21 protein-coding genes and 1 pseudogene are annotated in these 18,245 nt (G+C 66.3%); 10 read left to right on the top strand and 12 right to left on the bottom strand.

The annotated features are described in order from the left end of the window. Nucleotides 1-91 precede the first annotated feature (91 nt). From ACTHJR_RS17095 to lipB, 3 genes are all read right to left on the bottom strand, one after another. Entirely contained in the window at nucleotides 92-775 is a 684-nt protein-coding gene (locus tag ACTHJR_RS17095; protein WP_440524493.1) for a hypothetical protein, read from the bottom strand. Between the two features lie 190 nt (nucleotides 776-965). Beyond that, entirely contained in the window at nucleotides 966-1,205 is a 240-nt protein-coding gene (locus ACTHJR_RS17100; RefSeq protein WP_440524494.1) for a hypothetical protein, read from the bottom strand. A gap of 67 nt (nucleotides 1,206-1,272) precedes the next feature. Further along, nucleotides 1,273-1,950, bottom strand: coding sequence for a lipoyl(octanoyl) transferase LipB (gene lipB / locus ACTHJR_RS17105; protein WP_440524495.1), 678 nt, complete (start codon nucleotides 1,948-1,950; stop codon nucleotides 1,273-1,275). 122 nt (nucleotides 1,951-2,072) lie between these two features. Here lipB and ACTHJR_RS17110 point away from each other — a divergent pair, with 122 nt between their 5' ends. Then, complete coding sequence (locus tag ACTHJR_RS17110) at nucleotides 2,073-2,888, top strand: hypothetical protein (protein ID WP_440524496.1); 816 nt, start codon at nucleotides 2,073-2,075, stop codon at nucleotides 2,886-2,888. 20 nt (nucleotides 2,889-2,908) lie between these two features. Continuing rightward, nucleotides 2,909-3,661: a hypothetical protein gene (locus ACTHJR_RS17115; protein ID WP_440524497.1), complete on the top strand. Its 753-nt coding sequence runs from the start codon at nucleotides 2,909-2,911 to the stop codon at nucleotides 3,659-3,661. Between the two features lie 12 nt (nucleotides 3,662-3,673). Here ACTHJR_RS17115 and hemF read toward each other — a convergent pair whose 3' ends face one another. Both hemF and ACTHJR_RS17125 read right to left on the bottom strand, forming a co-directional pair. After that, complete coding sequence (gene hemF / locus ACTHJR_RS17120; protein WP_440524499.1) at nucleotides 3,674-4,516, bottom strand: oxygen-dependent coproporphyrinogen oxidase; 843 nt, start codon at nucleotides 4,514-4,516, stop codon at nucleotides 3,674-3,676. Beyond that, nucleotides 4,513-4,962: a tRNA (cytidine(34)-2'-O)-methyltransferase gene (locus ACTHJR_RS17125; protein WP_440524501.1), complete on the bottom strand. Its 450-nt coding sequence runs from the start codon at nucleotides 4,960-4,962 to the stop codon at nucleotides 4,513-4,515. The genes hemF and ACTHJR_RS17125 overlap by 4 nt, the downstream gene beginning before the upstream one ends. A gap of 145 nt (nucleotides 4,963-5,107) precedes the next feature. Between ACTHJR_RS17125 and petA the strand changes: the two genes are divergently transcribed. The 5 genes from petA (at nucleotide 5,108) to ACTHJR_RS17150 (ending at nucleotide 9,000) form a co-directional block, all read left to right on the top strand. Further along, entirely contained in the window at nucleotides 5,108-5,674 is a 567-nt protein-coding gene (gene petA / locus ACTHJR_RS17130) for a ubiquinol-cytochrome c reductase iron-sulfur subunit (RefSeq protein WP_440524502.1), read from the top strand. Nucleotides 5,675-5,689: 15 nt separating this feature from the next. Then, the gene (locus ACTHJR_RS17135; protein WP_440524503.1) at nucleotides 5,690-6,979 is read left to right on the top strand and encodes a cytochrome b; all 1,290 of its coding nucleotides are present in this window, start codon (nucleotides 5,690-5,692) and stop codon (nucleotides 6,977-6,979) included. A gap of 25 nt (nucleotides 6,980-7,004) precedes the next feature. Continuing rightward, the gene (locus ACTHJR_RS17140) at nucleotides 7,005-7,886 is read left to right on the top strand and encodes a cytochrome c1 (protein WP_440524504.1); all 882 of its coding nucleotides are present in this window, start codon (nucleotides 7,005-7,007) and stop codon (nucleotides 7,884-7,886) included. A gap of 57 nt (nucleotides 7,887-7,943) precedes the next feature. Continuing rightward, nucleotides 7,944-8,483 (top strand): adenine phosphoribosyltransferase, encoded by a 540-nt coding sequence (locus ACTHJR_RS17145; RefSeq protein ID WP_440524505.1) that lies wholly within the window; start codon nucleotides 7,944-7,946, stop codon nucleotides 8,481-8,483. 103 nt (nucleotides 8,484-8,586) lie between these two features. Beyond that, nucleotides 8,587-9,000: a hypothetical protein gene (locus ACTHJR_RS17150; protein ID WP_440524507.1), complete on the top strand. Its 414-nt coding sequence runs from the start codon at nucleotides 8,587-8,589 to the stop codon at nucleotides 8,998-9,000. A gap of 4 nt (nucleotides 9,001-9,004) precedes the next feature. Here the strand turns inward: ACTHJR_RS17150 and ACTHJR_RS17155 are convergent, their stop codons facing one another. Genes ACTHJR_RS17155 through ACTHJR_RS17175 form a run of 5 tightly spaced genes read right to left on the bottom strand, consistent with a single transcriptional unit; the run spans nucleotide 9,005 to nucleotide 13,641 of the window. Continuing rightward, nucleotides 9,005-9,469 carry a MaoC family dehydratase gene (locus ACTHJR_RS17155; RefSeq protein WP_440524509.1) on the bottom strand — a complete coding sequence of 155 codons (465 nt, stop codon included), beginning with the start codon at nucleotides 9,467-9,469 and terminating at the stop codon, nucleotides 9,005-9,007. Continuing rightward, entirely contained in the window at nucleotides 9,466-10,758 is a 1,293-nt protein-coding gene (locus tag ACTHJR_RS17160; protein WP_440524510.1) for a nucleotide pyrophosphatase/phosphodiesterase family protein, read from the bottom strand. Before ACTHJR_RS17160 ends, ACTHJR_RS17155 begins: the two co-directional genes overlap by 4 nt. Nucleotides 10,759-10,816: 58 nt before the next feature. Next, nucleotides 10,817-12,541: a hypothetical protein gene (locus ACTHJR_RS17165; protein WP_440524511.1), complete on the bottom strand. Its 1,725-nt coding sequence runs from the start codon at nucleotides 12,539-12,541 to the stop codon at nucleotides 10,817-10,819. Between the two features lie 37 nt (nucleotides 12,542-12,578). Beyond that, entirely contained in the window at nucleotides 12,579-12,890 is a 312-nt protein-coding gene (locus ACTHJR_RS17170) for a hypothetical protein (protein WP_440524512.1), read from the bottom strand. A 10-nt stretch (nucleotides 12,891-12,900) separates the two neighbouring features. Continuing rightward, a complete protein-coding gene (locus ACTHJR_RS17175; RefSeq protein ID WP_440524513.1) occupies nucleotides 12,901-13,641 on the bottom strand; it encodes a MauE/DoxX family redox-associated membrane protein in 741 nt (246 codons plus the stop codon). Between the two features lie 40 nt (nucleotides 13,642-13,681). Here ACTHJR_RS17175 and ACTHJR_RS17180 point away from each other — a divergent pair. From ACTHJR_RS17180 to ACTHJR_RS17190, 3 genes and pseudogenes are all read left to right on the top strand, one after another. Further along, a pseudogene (locus tag ACTHJR_RS17180) lies at nucleotides 13,682-14,080 on the top strand (MerR family transcriptional regulator). A gap of 120 nt (nucleotides 14,081-14,200) precedes the next feature. Beyond that, nucleotides 14,201-15,040: a helix-turn-helix domain-containing protein gene (locus ACTHJR_RS17185; RefSeq protein ID WP_440524515.1), complete on the top strand. Its 840-nt coding sequence runs from the start codon at nucleotides 14,201-14,203 to the stop codon at nucleotides 15,038-15,040. Nucleotides 15,041-15,176: 136 nt separating this feature from the next. Continuing rightward, a complete protein-coding gene (locus ACTHJR_RS17190) occupies nucleotides 15,177-16,787 on the top strand; it encodes a DUF6438 domain-containing protein (RefSeq protein WP_440524516.1) in 1,611 nt (536 codons plus the stop codon). A gap of 36 nt (nucleotides 16,788-16,823) precedes the next feature. On the opposite strand, the gene ychF is transcribed toward ACTHJR_RS17190, so the two are convergent. Together ychF and ACTHJR_RS17200 are read right to left on the bottom strand one after the other, a co-directional pair. Further along, on the bottom strand, nucleotides 16,824-17,921 hold the full coding sequence (gene ychF, locus ACTHJR_RS17195; protein ID WP_440524518.1) for a redox-regulated ATPase YchF: 1,098 nt from the start codon (nucleotides 17,919-17,921) through the stop codon (nucleotides 16,824-16,826). A 144-nt stretch (nucleotides 17,922-18,065) separates the two neighbouring features. Beyond that, nucleotides 18,066-18,245: hypothetical protein (locus ACTHJR_RS17200; RefSeq protein WP_440524519.1), on the bottom strand; the 180-nt coding region annotated here is incomplete at its 5' end.

The raw sequence follows: 18,245 nt of genomic DNA on the forward strand, positions 1-18,245 counted from the left end.
CCGCGCTGGCGCCTGACGCTGCAGGCGCACAAGAGGCTGGGCCTCCGCTGACTTTCGGCCTCCCTTCAGGCGGGAGAGGCGGTTGGTACGCTCAGCGGCGCTTCTTTTTCTTCTTGTCCGGGTCGCCGCAATAGCTGACGCTATAGCGTTCCTTGCGCCAGCAGCTTGGCTGGAAATCGGGCAGGAACAGATAGGTGCGCGAATAGAAAGCGCGCGGGAATTGCTGTTCGCCGTAAGGGATCAGACTGTTGCGCAATTCGCGCATGTAGTTGATCGCCACGTCGCCGAGTTGGCCGCGCGGTGCGAACACGACCTCGCGCCCGATCTTGCTCGCCGTCTGGCAGAAACCGAATTGTGCGGCCACCGACGAAAACGCCGAATAGGTCCGCGTGCCGAAACGGTCGAAGGCGGCTTGACCGGCGGCCTTAGTCTTGTTGGTGCGCCCGAAATAGGCGTTGAGTGTGTCGAGCGAGCTCTTGAGCTCGGCACTGTGGTCCTTGAGCATGGCGTTGTAATTGTCGACCGTCAGCAGCATCGGCGCGAAGTCGCATTGCAGTGCGGCGACGTTGAGCGCGGCGCGCAGGTTCCAAACCAGGCCGGCGCGCAATTCGTCGGGTGTCGCGCCCGGGAGCGGCATGCCCAATTCGGGCTCGGTCCCGATCACCGGCGCCCCATGGAAGTCGGGAGATTTCAGGAAGAATTGCGCCGAAGCCGGCGATCCGGCGAACAGGCCGGCAGCGAGCGACAGGCTCGCCAAGATACGCACGATCGTCATCCTCATCCCTTCTCGCGCCCCCATCGCGGCCACTTCCTACGGTGATTTTCCGAACTGCCCAAGAGGTTTCCGTCCGATCGTCGCCACTCGGCGGCTTGGCACCGACGAGGCCGGAATCGAAAGGGGCCGCCCGACGAGCGGGCGGCCCCTCGAAATCCAGACCATCCGCCCGAGGGCGGACGACGCCCGATTACGGGTTCGTGGTGTTGGTCGTGGTCGTGGTGGTCGTCGACATGGTGTCGTTGGCCATCGCGCCGGTGTCGTTCATCGCACCGCTGTCCACCGCGGTCATGTTGTCGGTCGCGGTTTCGTCAGTGACGTTCATGTCGGTGACGTTGGTGGTGGTCTCGGTCTTGGTGCAGGCCGAAACGGCCAGGGCGGCGCCGGCGATCATAGTGCCGATCACGGCCTTCGAGATGAAAGAACGCATTTGGAAGCTCCCTAGATAGTGGATTTGGTCGGCTTTTCCGGCCTTATCACCCAAATCGAGGGGGACATTAGACACTAATGCCATGTTGCTCAAGCCGCTTTTCGTGCGCGGAAAGTGCGGCCAGAAAGGCCGGAAAATGGCGTTCCAGCGCGGCATCGAACGTTGCCGGAACGATCGTTTTGCCGAGCGCCGCGGCACTGGTGACGGGATAATCGGCGAGTCCGCACGGCACGATCCCGCCGAAATGGCTGAGGTCGGGATCGAGGTTGATCGCGAATCCGTGCAGCGTCACCCAACGCTTCACGCGCACCCCGATCGCGCCGATCTTGGCCTCATCCGGCCCGTGGCCGGTCCAGATGCCGACGCGGCCCGATTCGGCGCGCGCCGCGATACCGAAGGCGCCGAGCGCCGCGATCAGCCAATTCTCCAACTCGTGGATGAAGCAGCGGATGTCGCGCCCGCGCCGGTTGAGATCGAGCACGAGATAGCCGACGCGTTGCCCCGGCCCATGATACGTGTAGCGGCCGCCGCGCCCGGTCTGCACCACCGGAAAGCGTGGGTCGATCAATTCCGCCGCATCGGCGCTGGTGCCGCCGGTGTAGACGGGCGGGTGCTCGAGCAGCCAGACCAATTCGCGCGCATCGCCCGCGGCGACGGCGACGGCGCGCGCCTCCATCGCCGCCAGGCTTTCGGCATAAGGCACTTGCTCGGTCGAGATGCGCCATTCGATATCGGCGGGGATCATGGCCGCGCGCTACTCCCGCGCGAGGGGGCGGTGCAAGTGATTGGCAAGACTAGGACGCTTGGGCTAGGCAAATCCGGTCGGGACCGTAGATCGCTCGGCGCGCAGGGGAATGGGATCGACATATGGTGAATATGGGGAATGTCTGGGACCGTACCACCGAGTTCCTGAGCGACAATCTCGGCGCGATCCTGCCGGTCGTGCTGATCGCGATCTTCATCCCTCAATCGATTTCCGGCGCGATCAGGCAAGCGGGGACGGCGATCGGCCCGGGGCTGGCGCAGGGCGTCACCTTCGCGTTGCTGTTGCCGGTCATCTGGGGCCAGTTGGCGGTCGTCGCCTTCGCGCTGCAGCCGGAGGCGGGGAGGGGCGCGGCGCAATCGGTCGCGACGCGGCGGTTCGGCCAGGCGGTCGTCGCGATGCTGATCTCGTTCTGCGCGATCGCCCTGCTGTTCCTGCCGATCGTCCTTGCCCTGGTGGCGAGCGGCTTCGACTTGACCGCGCTGAGCAGCGCGGCGCCGGGTCCGAGGCCGGACATCGCGCCCGGCGTGGCTGGCTTCGTCCTCGTCTATTTCGTCGTGTGGTTCGCGTTGGCGGCGTTCGTCTCGATCCGATTCAGCACCCTCCTGCTCCCGGTCGTCGCCACGGAGGGCGGCATCGTCCGCGCGCTGCGGCGCTCGTTCGCGGCGAGCAATGGGATCGCCTGGAAGCTTTTGGGAGTGACGATCCTGTTCGGGATCGTGGCGATCGTCGCCTGGCTCGCCGTGACGTCGGTTTTCGGAACGCTGTTCCGCTTCCTCGATCCGAGCGCCGGGCCATTCGGCATCGGGTCGATCGTGGTCGCTATCCTGGGCGCGGCGGTGATGACCCTCTATTACGTCATCCAGTCGATATTCATGGCCAAGGTCTATCGCGCGGTCGCGATGCGCGAGGGCGTGTGAGGATAAGCTTTCCCGCTCTGATGGGCGATGCATGGAAGCTCTGGCGCAGCGATTGGGAAGTCCTGACCGCGGTCGCCGGCATGTTCGTCTTCCTGCCGGCACTGGCCAAGGCGCAGTTGATCCCCGACTGGCCGATGCCGCCCCAAGGCGCCACGCTGACGCCCGGCACGCCCGCTGCCGATGCGTTCGGCGAAAGCATGGCCTCCTGGCTCGGCCATTATGGCTGGGGCCTGGCGCTGGTCGCGGCGCTGGCCTCGTTCGGCCAATTCGCCTTGGTGGCGCTTTACCTGTCGGGCGATCGCCCGCCGGCCAGTCGGGCGCTGATCGCGGCCGCGCGACGGTTTCCGACCTTGATCCTGGCCTGGCTGATCGTGATGATCCCGCTGACCTTGATCGGTACGATCGTCGCGTTGGCGCCAATATTGTTGCCCGCCTTCGCGGTCCTCTTCTTCTGGATCCTGGCGCGTACCGCGACATTGGCGCCGGTGCTGTTCGCGGAAGCGCCGATCGGGGCGTGGCGCGCGCTGATTCGCAGCCTCCACTTGACGCGCGGCAACACGCTGGCGCTGGCCGCGGCGATCATGACGGTCTTTCTCGTCGCCTCGATCGCGTCCTGGCCGTTCCAGGCGCTCGATGCCTGGATGGCCGCGCACGCGCCCAATCCCGTCGCGCGCACGATGGCCGAAGCTTTCGTCGCATTGCTCACCGCCCTCGATTATATCGCGATGGCGGTGCTCCAGGTCGCCGCCTATCGGCGGATCAGGGCCAGATAGCGGACGGGCGTTTCACGCCCAGGTCGCCACCGGCGGCAGGCTCATGAGAATCGCGTCGATATTGCCGCCGGTCTTGAGCCCGAACAGCGTGCCGCGGTCGTAGACGAGGTTGAATTCGGCGTAGCGCCCCCGCCACTCGCGCATCGCCGCGATATCCGCCTCGGTGAAGCCCTGGTTCATCCGCCGCCGCACGATCCGGGGAAAGGCGTCGAGAAACGCGCGGCCGACGTCCTGGGTAAAGGCCAGATTGGCCGCGAAATCCCCTTCGAGATGATCGTAGAAGATGCCGCCGACGCCGCGGTGGACCTTGCGGTGCGGGATGTAGAAATAATCGTCGGCCCATTGCTTGAAGCGCGGATAATGCGCCGGGTCGTGGCGATCGCATGCGGCCTGCAGCGTCGCGTGGAAATCCGCGGTGTCCTCGGCCACCGGCAACGGCGGGTTGAGGTCGGCGCCACCACCGAACCAGCGCTTGGTGGTGACCAGGAAGCGGGTGTTCATGTGCACCGCCGGCACGTGCGGATTGGCCATGTGCGCGACCAGGCTGATGCCGGTCGCGAAGAAGGTCGGATCCTCGGCCGCGCCGTGGATGGTCTTGCCGAACTCGCCGTCGAACGCGCCGCCGACGGTCGACACGTTGACCCCGACCTTTTCGAACACCTTGCCCTTCATCACGCCGCGCACGCCGCCACCGCCGTCGGCGCCCGACGGGTCGGTGCGGTTCCAGGCGATGTAGTCGAACCGCGCGTCGGATCCGGCCTCGCGCTCGATCGATTCGAATTCGGCGCAGATCAGGTCGCGGAGTTGCTCGAACCATTGCCTGGCGGTCGCCTGTTCGACGTCGAGCTCTTTCATTCGGGCCATCCCTTCGTCTGCCGCAATGCTTCGCCGAGCGCGATGGCCGCTGAAACCGCGACGTTCAAGGACCGAAAGCCCGGCCGCATCGGAATCATGACCCGCGCATCGGCGCGATCGTGCACCGCCGACGGCACTCCGGCGCTTTCCGATCCGAACAGCAGGATGTCGTCCGGACGGAAATCGGTGGCGTCGAGCCTGCTCGCTCCCTTGGTGGTCAACAGGACGATGCGCCCCGCAACGCTCGCCTCGAACGCTGCCCAGTCGGGGTGGCGAGTCACCGTCGCCTGCGCCGCATAGTCCATGCCCGCGCGCGACAAGGCGCGATCGGAAAAGGCGAATCCCATCGGTTCGATCAGGTCGACGGCGACCCCGAGACACGCCGCGAGACGCAGGATGGTGCCGACGTTTCCGGCGATGTCGGGCTGGTAGAGGGCGATACGCATAAAAAGCCGTTGGCAAAGCGGGGTGCCCGTGTCTATCAGGCCCCCAACTTCCGTGGGGACGGAGGGGTTCTGGCGGGCGCGCGGCTTCCTGAGGGCCGGTTCCCCAAGCGTTCCGCCGCCGGATTTGAAGTGCAAGGGCAGGTGAATGGCGACCGACGACAACAACGATCCGCAGGGTGAGTCGCCCAACGATCCCCGCCGCCGCGACTTTCTGAACATCGCCGCCGTCGCGTTTCCCGCGCTTGGAGGCGGCGTCGCGGTGGTCCTTCCGTTGATCAACCAGATGAACCCGTCGGCCGACGTGCTCGCGGAGTCGACCACCACGGTCGATCTGTCGAAGATCCAGCCGGGCCAGGGCGTCATCACGACCTTCCGCAAGCAGCCCTTGTTCGTCCGCAACCTGACGCCGAAGGAAGTCGCTGAGGCCGAGGCGGTGCCGATGTCGGATCTGCGCGATCCCGAGACGCTCGAGAAACGGACCCAGCCCGGCCATATCAACTGGCTGATCACGCTCGGCGTCTGCACCCATCTCGGCTGCATCCCGCTCGGCATCAACGAGGGCGACAACCGCGGCAAGTATGGCGGTTACTTCTGCCCGTGCCACGGTTCGCAATACGACACGGCCGGCCGCATCCGTCAGGGACCGGCGCCGAAGAATCTCGCCGTGCCGCCGTACAAGTTCACGTCGCCGACCGCGATCCTGGTCGGCTGAGGGGGGTAGAAGAAGATGAGTTTCCCCTGGGCCAATCATTACGAGCCGAAGCAGCCGTTCATGCGGTGGCTCGACGAGAAGCTGCCACTGCCGCGCATGGCCTACAACGCCGTGGGCGCCGGCTATCCGGTGCCGCGCAACCTCAATTATTGGTGGAATTTCGGCGTCCTCGCCGGCGCCGCGCTGGCGATCCAGATCATCACCGGCATCGTGCTGGCGATGCATTATCATTCGGATTCGGCGACCGCCTTCTCGTCGATCAACGGCACGATCATGCGCGACGTGAACGCCGGCTGGTTCCTGCGCTATGCGCATGCCAACGGCGCGTCGATGTTCTTCATCGTGGTCTACACCCACATTTTCCGCGGCCTGTATTACGGGTCGTACAAGGCGCCGCGCGAGATGGTGTGGCTGCTCGGCGTGGTCATCTTCCTCCTTATGATGGCGACCGCCTTCATGGGCTATGTGCTTCCCTGGGGTCAGATGAGCTTCTGGGGCGCGCAGGTCATCACCGGCTTCTTCTCGGCGATACCGGGAGTCGGCGAGACGATCCGCGTGTGGCTGCTGGGCGGCTATGCGCCGGACGATGCGGCGCTCAACCGGTTCTTCTCGCTCCACTATCTGCTGCCGTTCGTGATCGCGGCGGTCATCATCCTGCACATCTGGGCGTTGCACATCCCGGGATCGAACAACCCGACCGGCGTCGACGTGAAGGGTGAGCAGGACACGGTGCCGTTCCACCCGTATTACACGGCCAAGGACGGCTTCGGGCTGGGCATCTTCCTGCTGTTTTTCGCGGCCCTGGTGTTCTTCTTCCCGGACGCTCTCGGCCACCCGGACAATTACATCGCCGCGAATCCGCTGCAGACGCCGGCGCACATCGTCCCCGAATGGTATTTCTGGCCGTTCTACGCGATCCTGCGTTCGTTCACCTCGGACTTCATCCTGCCGGCGAAGCTGTGGGGCGTGCTCGCGATGTTCGGGTCGATCCTGCTGCTGTTCTTCCTGCCGTGGCTCGATTCGTCGCCGATCCGGTCGAACAATTATCGGCCGAAGGCGCGGATCGCCTTCTGGGTACTCGTCGTCGACGTGCTGATCCTCGGCTATTGCGGCGGCTCGCCGGCCGATCCGCTGTACGTCATCGTCGCGCAGATCTGCTCGGCTTATTATTTCCTGCACTTCCTGGTGATCCTGCCGTGGATCGCGCGGACGGAGCGGCCGGTGCCGCTGCCGAACTCGATCACCGAGGCGGTGCTGTCGGGCAAGGGCGGAACGAGCCCGGCCGAAACCGCGCTGGCGCACTGAGCGAGCTATAGGGGATATACAACAGATGGTTCGCTGGATTGCAGCTCTGGTCGGTATCGCCTTCGCGGGCGTGCTCGCGATCGCGTTATTCTTCTCTGTGTCGGGCCTCGTGTCCGATCCCTCGCCCAAGACCGCGACGGGCGCGCCCAAGACCGCCGAGAGCGAGTTCCACCTGCATCCGCGCGATGCCGGTCTCCGCTCGGCCGGCGTGTTCGGCACGTTCGACAAGCAACAACTGCAGCGTGGCTTCCAGGTCTACAAGGAAGTCTGCTCGGCTTGCCACTCGCTCAAGTACGTCGCGTTCCGCGACCTGACCGGAATCGGCTATAGCGAGGGCCAGGTGAAGGCGATCGCCGCCGGCTTCGATACCATTCCGTCGATCAATCCGGACACGGGCGAGGCCGCGACCCGCAAGGGCGTGCCGGCCGACCATTTCCCGCTGCCCTTCGCCAACGACATCGCGGCGCGCGCGGCCAACAACAACGCGATTCCGCCCGACCTCAGCTACATGACGCGGGCGCGTCACGGCGGGGCGAATTACGTTTATTCGCTGCTGACCGGCTATCGCGACCAGGCCGGCTTCAAGAATGAGAGCGGCGAGGAACTGCTGAATGAATTCCCGGACGCCAAGACGCCGAACGGACTGCACTTCAATCCCTATTTCGCGAACCTCAACATCGCGATGCCGCCGCCGCTCAAGTCGGAAGGCCAGGTCCAATATGCCGACGGCACCCGGCCGACGGTCGACAACATGGCGCGCGACGTGGCGGCGTTCCTGGTGTGGACCGCCGATCCGAACCTCGAAACGCGGCACGTGGCGGGGTTCGCGGCGCTGATCTTCCTGCTGATCGCTAGTGCGCTGGCGTTCGGCGCGTACCGGAACATCTGGCGCGACATCAAACATTGATCGGGCGCGGCTCCGGCCGCGTTCCATCATCATCGTCATCCTTCGGCGGAGTTCGCGATGCCGCACGCCAATGACGACCTGAAGGCGTTGATCCGCACGATCCCGGACTTCCCCAAGCCCGGGATCATGTTCCGCGATATCACCACCTTGCTGCTCGACGCGCGAGGGCTGGCGGAAACGATCCGGCGCATGACCGCAGCGGTCGACGGCAAGGTCGATTTGGTCGCCGGGATCGAGGCGCGCGGTTTCCTGTTCGCCGCGGCGCTCGCGGTGCCGCTCGGCGCCGGCGTCCTGCTGATCCGCAAGGACGGCAAATTGCCCGGTGCCACGATCGCCGAGGATTACGCGCTCGAATACGGCACGGACCGCATCGCCATGCACGAGGACGCGTTGGTACCCGGCCAGCGCGTGCTGCTGGTCGACGACCTGATCGCCACCGGCGGCACCGCCCGTGCCGCGATCCGCTTGTTGCGCAAGGCCGGGGCGATCGTCGACCAGGCCCAATTCGTCATCGATCTGCCCGATCTCGGCGGCGCCGCGGCGCTGGCCGGGGACGGAGTCGAGGTGACGTCGCTCTTCGCCTTCGAGGGGCATTGATCCCGGTTAGTCGATTCGAGTCGTCCCGACAGGAACTCCTTTCGCCTCCGAATCGTTTTGACCTCCATGTGGCAGCGGCGCGTTCTTGCCGCGGCTCCGGTGTATGGAGGCGTTCCTTATGAAGATCGGGATCATAACCTTGGGCGCGGCGTCGCTGCTGGCGCTCGGCGGCTGCGTGGACGACGGCTATGGCTATAGCGGCGTCAGTATCGGATATGGCTCGCCGGGCTATTACGGCGACTATTACAGCGACTTCTACGACGGCGGCTACGGCATGCCCTATTACGGCTGGTACGACGGTTATTATTATCCGGGGAGCGGCTATTACGTGTACGACCGCTATCGCCGGCCATATCGCTGGAGCGGCAGTCAGCAGCGTTACTGGCAGAACCGCGGCAGCCAATGGCGCGGATCGAGCCGCGGCGACGAATGGCGCGGTTTCCAGCGGGGACCGCGCGCCGGCGGCAGCGACGGGTATCGCTGGCGCGGCAACACGAGCGGTCGCCGTACCCGCTGAGGCATCAGCCGGCTGAGGGCCGCGTCCGGATCAACCCGTTGGCGACAAAGGTCATGACCGCTTCGTCGCGTTGGTTGAACACGGTGGTGCGGCCCTTGGTGATGCCCATCTCCGGCCGGCTCTTCGAGACGCGCTTGTCGAGCAACTCGGTTTCGCACCGCAGCGTGTCGCCTGGGTAGACCGGTTTCAGCCAGCGCAATTCGTCGATCCCCGGCGAACCCAGGCTTGCCGAGCGCTGATCCCTCATATTTTCGACCGCCATACGCATCGCCATCGCCGCGGTGTGCCAGCCGCTCGCCGACAATCGGCCGAAATAGGTCTGCGCAGCCGCCTCGTCGGAGAGATGGAAGGGCTGCGGATCGTATTTCGAGGCGAATTCGATCACTTCCTCGCGCGTCACGTCATAGCGCCCGAAGCTCGCCTTGGTGCCGACCACCAGATCCTCGAAATATTTGAGATCGTCGCTCATTTGCGCAGCGCCTCGCGGAACGGCGTGTCGTCGCCGTCGAGTCCCTGGCCCGGCGGCAGGCCGATCAGGTCGCGCAGCAGCGGCGCCACGTCGACATTGTCGAAGGTCGGGATCTTGCCGAGTGGCCGGATATCGGGACCGCTTGCGACGAACAAGGCACGCATCTCGGGCGCGTCATTGTCATAGCCGTGCGCGCCGCCCTCGACCTTGTGCTTGGGCGCACGGGCGACGACCGTCCAGCCGGCATCGGGCATGCAGATGATGGCCGGCACGCGCGGATTGCGGCCGTAGTGGAAGCGCGCGGGAATCTCGGCCTTGCGGTAGCAGGCGAGGTGCGGACCGTGCCTGCCCAGCAGCGCCTTTTCCACCGCCGCGGTCTTGCCCGGCTTGGGGTTGATCGAGGCGTAGACGCCATCCTCGACCACGTCGTAATCGGCAATGTCGCTGAAGCTCGAGAGCACGATCACGCGATCGTCCGAGATCGGCGCCATGCCGTGGTCGGCGACGATCACCAGATCGACCGGCTGGCCGAGCGCTGCGATCTGCTCGCGCAACCGTCCGATCGCCTTGTCGACATTGGCGGCCGCGGCGGTGGTGCGCGCGTCGTCGGGGCCGAACATATGTCCGGCGGTATCGACCTCGTCGAAATAGAGCGTGACGAAACGCGGGCGGGTCTCGGCCGGCCGCCGCAGCCAGTCGACGACGATATCGACGCGCTGGCGGTTGCTGATCTGCTGGTTGAACTGCGCCCAATCCTCGGGCCGCGTCCCGCCGACCATCGGATTGGGCCATTCCCTGGCGCGCTCGCCGCCCCAGGCCACGTTGGACCCGGGCCAGAACGCGGTCGCGGTGCGGATGTCGGCCTTTTCGGCAGTCACCCAGATCGGCTCGGCCGCATTCCACCAAAAGGGATCGTCCGACGCCATGGTGAAAGTCTCGTCGGGCCGCGACGCGTCGAGCATCTTGTTGGCGACGATGCCGGTGCGATCGGGGCGCAGCCCGGTGACCAGGGTCCAATGGTTGGGGAAGGTCTTGGACGGATAGCTCGGCCGCATCGCGGCGCTGATTCCCGCAGCGGCGAGCGCGTTGAGATTCGGCGTCACCCCGCGGTCGAGATAATCTGGACGGAAGCCGTCGATCGAGACCAGGATGGTGACCGGTGCCCTGGCCGGCGCCTCGGGAACGGCGATGGGCGGAGATGGTGGCGGGACGACTTGTCCCTGCGCGCCCGCCCCGATCGGGAGCGACAGCAAGCTGGCGAAAATGGCGGCCCGGGCAATCCAGCGCATCGGCGACTCCGTAATCCTGGTCGTCCCGGCCATGCCGGGCCGCCATCGCCCGCGCAAGCTATCCGCCGAGGCTCAGCTTGACGAACCCAGTCCAGCCCGCCGGCGATTTGCCGTAAGCGCTGTCGAGCGCGGCGGGCTTGGCCAGGACGAACCCGCTGCCGCCGATCGCCGCCTCCAGTGGGCCGACCAGCTTGAGGCGATAAGCGTAACCGAGCTCGGCGCGCGTCACGCGGAACGGGCGATCGTGGCGCGGGTCGAGCGGATCGGGAAACAATTCGTCATTGGCCAGATTCTCGACGCGCCCGAACAGGCTGTGATGATCGGACAGGTCCCAATTGGCCTCGCCCAGCCAGGCGGTCAGCGCGCGGCCGGGCAGGCGGTTCTTGACCGCGAAACCGGCCAGCGCCGAGAAGCCGCCGCAGGCATATTGCACGCTGGCGGTGGTCCGCGCTTCGTCCTGGTCGGGCTCGAGCGCCTCGGGACTCTTGAGCCGCCCGTAACTGACCTGCGCCGACCAATAGATCGACGGATTCCAGGTCGCACGCACGCTCCACGAATCGAACTTCGGCGTCTCGATGTCCCAACGATGCTGGTCGGGCTCGCGGCCACGGAACACCGACCCTTCGACCTGCCAGGTCCGCGTATTCAGTCCCGCGGTTACGACGCCGAAGGTGATGTGCGTGCTGTCGAACCAATGGTGCGTGATCGGCGCCAGCGGCAGATATTTCGCCGTCGTCCGGTGCATGAAGGCGGAGGGGCCGAGCGCGGGTTCGGCGACCGGGCCGCCATAAACGAAAGCGTCGAGGTCGCCGTCGATCGGCACGGTCACTTTCGCCGCCAGTTCCATGAACAGATCGTGCGGATGCTGGCGATCGACCAGCGGCGTCACGCCGTCCGCCGTTTCGCCGGTCGCGAACAGGCTGGGATAGCCCCTGGGCCCCATCAGCGCGTCTAGGCTCAGCATCGTCCGTAAGCTGAGGCTCGCCCCGCCGAAATCGCGGTCGGCGGTGATCATCGCCATCGAGGTCGAAAACGCCTTGTCGCGCCCGCGCGGTCCCGATTGGTCGGTATAGACGCCCCACACATAGCCGTGGGCCATCAGCATCCAGTCGCCGGTCATGACGTGCACGCCGCTCATCGCACCACCGACCGCCGGCAGGCGCGAGGTGCCCGACCCTTCGCCGGGGCGGCAGACCGGGCCGTCGACACTTCCGCCGCCCTCCAGTTCCGTGCTTGCCGAATGGCAGCCCGGCATCCGCGCCATCGACATCGGCATCGCGCCACGATCGCCTTTGCCCGACATATCCATGCCGGGCATCGACCCGGCTTTTTCGGCGGGCGGCGCCCCGGCCTGCGGCGTCGCCATGTCCATCCCGGGCATTGCCGGCGGTGCAGAGCCTGGCGCTGGCACTGGTACCGGCATGGCCATGTCGGGCATATCCGGAGAGGCGGAAGCCGGCGCGGGCGGCATCGTCATTCCCGACACGGGCTGAGGCGCCGGTGCCGTCGGAACACCCATATCCATTCCCGGCATCGCGGCGCCCTTGGCCGGGTGCCCGGAGGCTCCGCGCGTCACTGGCCGCCTGGCGCTCTTGCGCGCGTGCTTGGCCGGGCTCTTCCCGGCGGCGCGCGCCTTGGCCTTGGCGACGGTCTTGGACTTAGCGGCGGGCTTGGCGGGCATTTTCATGCCTGGCATGGCCATCCCGCCCATATTCTGGGCGGTCGCCAACCCGGGCAGCATCGCGACCGCCGCTGCGGCCGCGAGCCATCGTGTTCGGATCATTCTCTCTACTCCTGGAATTGCATGAAGCGCGGAAGCTTCACGCAATCCTCGGCGGCGGAGGCGTCGGCGCCTCTGCCGGAAGAAGCCGGAGTGTGGAGATCACCGCGACGGGTGCAGGCGCGGCGAGGACGAGTGGCGGCGCGACCCTCGCGCCGTCCCGGTCGCCCAGCGGCACACAGCCGATGCACAAATGCTGGGCCGGCATCGGCGCCCTGTGATCCATGCTGTGATCCATGCCCGGCATTTGGTGTCCGGCGATCGCCATCGGCGGCGCCGTGTCGCAAGCACCGGCCGGCGTCGCCGGCGCGGCCAGCGCAAGCACCAGGACCAGGATCAGCCGGAGCAGCATCACATCTGCCCTACCGCACCAGCATCCAGATCGCCATCGCGACCATCATCAGGTTCTCGGTCAACGAAACGAATCCCAGCGGCACGTTGCTCGACCCGCCGACGCAAGCGCATTTGATCTCGCGCTTGTCGACATAGACCGCCTTGACCACCGATGCCGCGCCGACGCCACCGATGAAGAGCGCGACCGGCACCGACAGCCAGGTCGCGACATGCGCCACCATCAGCACGCCGGCCAACGCCTCCGCGAACGGATAGACATAGGCATAGGGCACCCAGCGCCGCGCGAGCAGGTCGTAGTTGAGGAACATGGTCGAGAAGCGCTCGACGTCCTGGAGCTTCAGGATCGCCAGCACACACATGCTGAGTGCGATGAACCATTCCACGGCCATAATCGTGAACGGCGTGCCCATTACTGCCTGGCTGACCGCGCTCGCCATCAGCGCGGTCATCGCAAACACCGCGATGACCGGGCGATAGCTCGTCTCGTCCTTCGCGGGCACATGCTTGCCGAAGAAGCGTCTGAGGTCGTCATTGCCGCCGATCCGTTCACCCCCGATGAAGGTCTGGGGCGTGGTCGCGACCTGGTGCTCGGCCTTGAAAGCGTCGGTTTCCTCGCGCGTTTTCAGCCAATGGTCGTCGACCTGGTAGCCGTGCGATTCGAGCAGCCATTTCGATTTCAGCCCATAGGGGCAGACATGCTCGGGCATGACCATGCGATAAAGCGTCGCGCGCTTGGTCTTCGTCGTCATGCGCCCCATATAGCGTCCGTACCACGGTACGGAGTCAAGCATGGCCGGAATGACGATCGGAAAGCTGGCGGCGGCGGGCGGCGTCGGGGTGGAGACGGTGCGCTAGTACCAGCGGCGCGGCCTCCTCACCGAACCCGTGCGCGCCGACCCCTATGGCGGGGTGCGGCGCTATGACGCGCGCGACGTGCAACGGCTGCGCTTCATCCGCGCGGCACAAAGCGCCGGTTTCACGCTCGATCAGATCGGCGAGTTGCTGGCGCTAGATGCGACCGACGACCGCGCCCGGGCGCGCGAACTCGCGGGCGAGCGAATCGCCGCGCTCGACGCGAAGATCGCCGAACTCGCCGCGGCGCGTGCGGCCCTGGCGCGGCTGGCGAAGGACTGCGCCGGTGGCGGCGCGGGGCCGTGCCCCATCCTGGCGGCGTTCGATGCCGGCTGACGGTACGACTAACATGGATCAGCGCCGGCCTGTGCCGTCTTAGAACGGCCGATATACTCGATTTGACTTTTGGCCTGCCTTGCGTTTCCCCTTCCTCAGGGGGCCGTCGGGGAATCGGCGGTGGGGGTACGCGCCATGACCAGCCAGATGCCGGGCGATGCGGCGGCGGAGGACGATCCATCGAACACGTCGGTGCGCATCTATTTGCCCGATGAGCGGCTGCGCAGCTTCGCGACCTTCTATTATTTCGTCGAGACCGACGGGCCGCTGGAGGATTTCCTCTATCCCGAATGGGGCAACGCCCTCTTCGCCACGCGCGGCGAATGGCGCGCGCAGCTCGGGCGGCGTTATCCCGACGAGCCGCTGATCGCGACGCTGTTCGGGCCGACCGACCGCGCCGCGCAAGTGTTCAGCCCGGGCGGCAAGACCATGGGATTTGGCCTGACGCCGCTGGGTTGGCAGCGCTTTCTAGGGATTCCGGCCGACGAGCTCGCCAACCGCATCGTGCCGCTGGGCGACCATTTCGGCGTCCCCGCGAGCGCGCTGTTCGCGCAACTCGACAGGGAGGATGACGATCTGGCCGGGGTCGCGATGTTCGATGCCCTGCTGCTCGACCGGCTGGCGGCGACCGATGCCAACCCCGCCTGGGCGATCGAACTCGACACGGTGCTGCGCGACCGTCCCCACAATGTCGAGCAATTCGCGGCGACCGTCGGCGTTTCGGACCGGGTGCTCGCGCGGCGCTGCAAGAAATTGTTCGGTTTCAGCCCCAAAAGGCTGCTGCGGCGCCAGCGCTTTCTCGATACGCTCGGCAGGATGCGCGTCATGGAACAGCGCCATTACAATTCGCTGCTCGATCCCGAATATTTCGACCAGGCGCATTTCGTCCACGAATTCCGCGAATTCATGGGCCTGTCGCCGACCCAGTTCCTCGCCGTGCCGCGCCCGCTGATGGGCTAGGCCGCCGCGGCGCAAGTGGCGGCGGGGATCACCTTGTCGTTCCAGCTACCTCCGGCACCGGGGGACCCGGTCTAAGGATTTGACGTAGCCCCGTGACCCTGTATCTATGTTACAGTATCTCATGTAGGGGTCGGCAATGCGGGCAGCGATGGTTCTGGCGGCTTTCCTGATCGCCGCGCCGGCGGAGCAGCCTGTTATGATCGGCATGGCTGACGAGACGCTCGCGGCCCATAAATTATCCGGTCCGGAAGTGGTCGAGGTCGACCGCGCACAGGACGCCGCGATGAGCGCCGCCTGGATCGACATCGTCATCTCCCCCACAGGTGACGTGACCGACGCGCATCGTTCTTCTTTCGATAATAGCTCCGGCGATGCGAGCGGGGTGCTGGCCGCTGCGCGCCAATGGAAGTTCCGGCCTTTCACCTATGCCGGGCGTCCGATCACAGCGACGGGTCGGATACGGATCCAGCAGCGGTTGAAACCGATCTGGGCCAAGCCCGACGCGCCCTTCCCGGCGATCGACTATGACCATCTCAAGATCGAACTGACTCGTTCCGCCTGCTTCGGCTCATGCCCGGACTACAAGGTGACGATCGACGGCGCTGGCAACGTGCTGTTTTCGACGCAGGAGGCGCCCGCCGACCCCGTATCGGGCGTGCACCGGCGGTTTTCCGCCGGCCGCGGCGTGTTGGTGGAAGGGATCCATCGGACCAAAATCGACCGCACCACGCTCGACGGGCTTATCGCGAAATTCCGCGAAGCGCGGTTCTTTGGACTGAAAAAAGAGTATTTCTACCCGGTCACCGACAATCCGACCCAGGTCGTGCGGTTCGCGAGCGGCAAGGCCGATATGACGGTGAACGATTATGTCGGCGATGCCGCCGGCCTGCCACCCGAGGCGAAAGCGCTGGAGCGCGCGATCGACGATGCCGCCGATACGGCGCGATGGGTTCGCGGAAATGGCGAGACGCTGACGTCGCTGCGCGCAGAGGGGTTCGATCCCACCGGCGGTCAGGCCGCCGATCTTGCCGTGGCCGCAACAGCAAAAGGGGGCGACCAACTGGTCCTGGATCTGATCACGGCCGGCCTGCCGCTCGATCGCGTCTACGCGCCCGAACGCCCAGGCGTGGCTGCGGCCCCACTGGGCGCGATATTGCTGGTCGGCGCGGTGGATCAAGGTCGGCCGCGGGTCGCGCAGGCGCTCATCGATCGCGGCTGGGCGGCGAAAACCAGTCGCAAGGCGCTGCAGGCGGCGTTTGTCGGGGGCGCGGGCGGGTGCGATATCCGGGTCGCCCGCGCGCTTGTGGCGGCGGGGATCGACCCGAAATATGTCTCACCTGAAACATCGGCCGACAATTACACCGCGCCGACCGCGCTCGCGGCCGTGCTCACCGACTCATGGCGGTGCCAGGAATTGGGAGCACAGCGTCTGGACTATCTGCGCGGCCTGGTCGCGCTAGGGGACAATGGGGCAGCGGGCGGAGCCAGAGGCAAAACGATCTTCTACGGGGTCGAAAGTCCGGCTGCGGTCGACATGCTGCTCGCCGCCGGCGTGCGCCCCGACGTCAAGGGGAAAGACGGCTTGTCACCGGCGTTCGGTAGTTGGACCGATGAGATCGTACTGCGCCTGCTCGACGCCGGCGCCGACCCGTCGGGCGAGAAAGACGGAAAGACGCTGCGCCAGATCGCGGTCGAACATCAAATGCGCGGTACGCTCGCGTGGCTCGACGCGCGCGGCGTCAAATGACGCGGCGCGCGATTCCCAAGCTGCCTGCCTGATCGATCAGCTATGCAGGAAGTGCATGACGTCGCCGTCCTGCACGACATACCCCTTGCCCTCGGCGCGGAGCTTGCCGGCTTCACGGGCGCGCGCTTCGCCGCCGAACTCGACATAATCCTGATAGGCGATCGTCTCGGCGCGGATGAAGCCCTTTTCGAAATCGGTGTGGATCTCGCCCGCCGCCTCGGGCGCGGTGGCGCCGGCGTGGACGGTCCAGGCGCGCGCTTCCTTGGGGCCGACGGTGAAGAAGGTGAGGAGGTGGAGCAACTTGTACCCGGCGCGGATGACGCGGGCGAGGCCGGTTTCCTCAAGGCCCAACTCGGCGAGGAATTCGCCGCGATCCTCGGCCGGCATGGTCGCGATCTCCGCTTCGATCGCCGCGGAGACGATCACCGCCTCGGCGCCTTCGGCCTTGGCCTTCTCGAACACGCGCGCCGAATGCGCGTTGCCGTTGGCGGCGTTCGCTTCCTCGACGTTGCAGACATAGAGGATCGGTTTGGCGGTCAGCAATTGCGCCTGCGAGAAGACGCGCGCTTCCTCGGCGTCGCGCGGCTGGGTCAGGCGCGCGGGCTTGCCGTCGCGCAGCAGGTCGAGCGCCTGGCCGAGCACGCTGGCGGCGATCTTCGATTCCTTGTCGCCCTGCGCCGCCTTCTTGGCGAAATTGGGCACGCGCTTCTCGAGGCTTTCGAGATCGGCGAGCATCAGCTCGGTCTCGACCGTCTCGGCATCGGCGATCGGATCGACCTTGCCCTCGACATGCGTGACGTCGCCGTCCTCGAAGCAACGCAGCACATGGACGACCGCGTCGACCTCACGGATGTTGCCGAGAAACTGGTTGCCCAGCCCTTCGCCCTTGGACGCGCCGCGCACCAGGCCGGCGATGTCGACGAAGGCGAGTTGGGTCTCGATGATCTTGGCCGAACTCGCGATCGCCGCGAGCTTGTCGAGCCGCGGATCGGGCACCGCGACGTTCCCCACATTCGGCTCGATCGTGCAGAACGGATAATTCGCCGCCTGCGCCGCCGCCGTTTCGGTCAGCGCGTTGAACAAGGTCGACTTGCCGACATTGGGAAGGCCGACAATGCCGCAACGGAAACCCATGTGAATTCGTCCTCAACGCTCTTTGGGGGAGAAGGTCCGCCGCCTACCCGCCCGGTCGCGCGCTGGCAAGGTTGGCAGGCATGACGAGACCGGCCGCCCGCCCCTGACCTGCAGCGAGCGGCCGGGGTATCGCGCTAGCGCGGCTCAGTCGTGACCGCGTCCGTGGCCGCGCTGGTTGCCGTTGCCGCCGCCGCGCGGTTGCGGAGCGGGGCGGGGAGCGGCCGCCCTCGGCTGCGGTGCGGGGCGCGCCATCCTCCGCGGCGCGGGAGTGGCCGGCCGCGCCACTTGCGGCGCACGCGGGTGGAAGGCCGGCCGGTTCATCTG

The sequence above is a fragment of the Sphingomonas sp. genome (genome assembly GCF_051962185.1).
Lineage (GTDB): Bacteria > Pseudomonadota > Alphaproteobacteria > Sphingomonadales > Sphingomonadaceae > Sphingomonas.

What these genes read in the sequence shown, in the direction of transcription:
- ACTHJR_RS17140 (WP_440524504.1), top strand. Translation starts at nt 7,005, where the DNA reads ATGGTTCGCTGGATTGCAGCTCTGGTCGGTATCGCCTTCGCGGGCGTG.
- ychF (WP_440524518.1), bottom strand. Translation starts at nt 17,921, where the DNA reads ATGGGTTTCCGTTGCGGCATTGTCGGCCTTCCCAATGTCGGCAAGTCG.
- ACTHJR_RS17175 (WP_440524513.1), bottom strand. Translation starts at nt 13,641, where the DNA reads ATGACGACGAAGACCAAGCGCGCGACGCTTTATCGCATGGTCATGCCC.
- ACTHJR_RS17125 (WP_440524501.1), bottom strand. Translation starts at nt 4,962, where the DNA reads ATGCGTATCGCCCTCTACCAGCCCGACATCGCCGGAAACGTCGGCACC.
- ACTHJR_RS17115 (WP_440524497.1), top strand. Translation starts at nt 2,909, where the DNA reads ATGGGCGATGCATGGAAGCTCTGGCGCAGCGATTGGGAAGTCCTGACC.
- lipB (WP_440524495.1), bottom strand. Translation starts at nt 1,950, where the DNA reads ATGATCCCCGCCGATATCGAATGGCGCATCTCGACCGAGCAAGTGCCT.
- ACTHJR_RS17135 (WP_440524503.1), top strand. Translation starts at nt 5,690, where the DNA reads ATGAGTTTCCCCTGGGCCAATCATTACGAGCCGAAGCAGCCGTTCATG.
- ACTHJR_RS17110 (WP_440524496.1), top strand. Translation starts at nt 2,073, where the DNA reads ATGGTGAATATGGGGAATGTCTGGGACCGTACCACCGAGTTCCTGAGC.
- petA (WP_440524502.1), top strand. Translation starts at nt 5,108, where the DNA reads ATGGCGACCGACGACAACAACGATCCGCAGGGTGAGTCGCCCAACGAT.
- ACTHJR_RS17160 (WP_440524510.1), bottom strand. Translation starts at nt 10,758, where the DNA reads ATGCGCTGGATTGCCCGGGCCGCCATTTTCGCCAGCTTGCTGTCGCTC.
- ACTHJR_RS17095 (WP_440524493.1), bottom strand. Translation starts at nt 775, where the DNA reads ATGACGATCGTGCGTATCTTGGCGAGCCTGTCGCTCGCTGCCGGCCTG.
- ACTHJR_RS17170 (WP_440524512.1), bottom strand. Translation starts at nt 12,890, where the DNA reads ATGCTGCTCCGGCTGATCCTGGTCCTGGTGCTTGCGCTGGCCGCGCCG.
- ACTHJR_RS17150 (WP_440524507.1), top strand. Translation starts at nt 8,587, where the DNA reads ATGGAGGCGTTCCTTATGAAGATCGGGATCATAACCTTGGGCGCGGCG.
- ACTHJR_RS17155 (WP_440524509.1), bottom strand. Translation starts at nt 9,469, where the DNA reads ATGAGCGACGATCTCAAATATTTCGAGGATCTGGTGGTCGGCACCAAG.
- ACTHJR_RS17190 (WP_440524516.1), top strand. Translation starts at nt 15,177, where the DNA reads ATGCGGGCAGCGATGGTTCTGGCGGCTTTCCTGATCGCCGCGCCGGCG.
- ACTHJR_RS17145 (WP_440524505.1), top strand. Translation starts at nt 7,944, where the DNA reads ATGCCGCACGCCAATGACGACCTGAAGGCGTTGATCCGCACGATCCCG.
- ACTHJR_RS17100 (WP_440524494.1), bottom strand. Translation starts at nt 1,205, where the DNA reads ATGCGTTCTTTCATCTCGAAGGCCGTGATCGGCACTATGATCGCCGGC.
- ACTHJR_RS17165 (WP_440524511.1), bottom strand. Translation starts at nt 12,541, where the DNA reads ATGATCCGAACACGATGGCTCGCGGCCGCAGCGGCGGTCGCGATGCTG.
- hemF (WP_440524499.1), bottom strand. Translation starts at nt 4,516, where the DNA reads ATGAAAGAGCTCGACGTCGAACAGGCGACCGCCAGGCAATGGTTCGAG.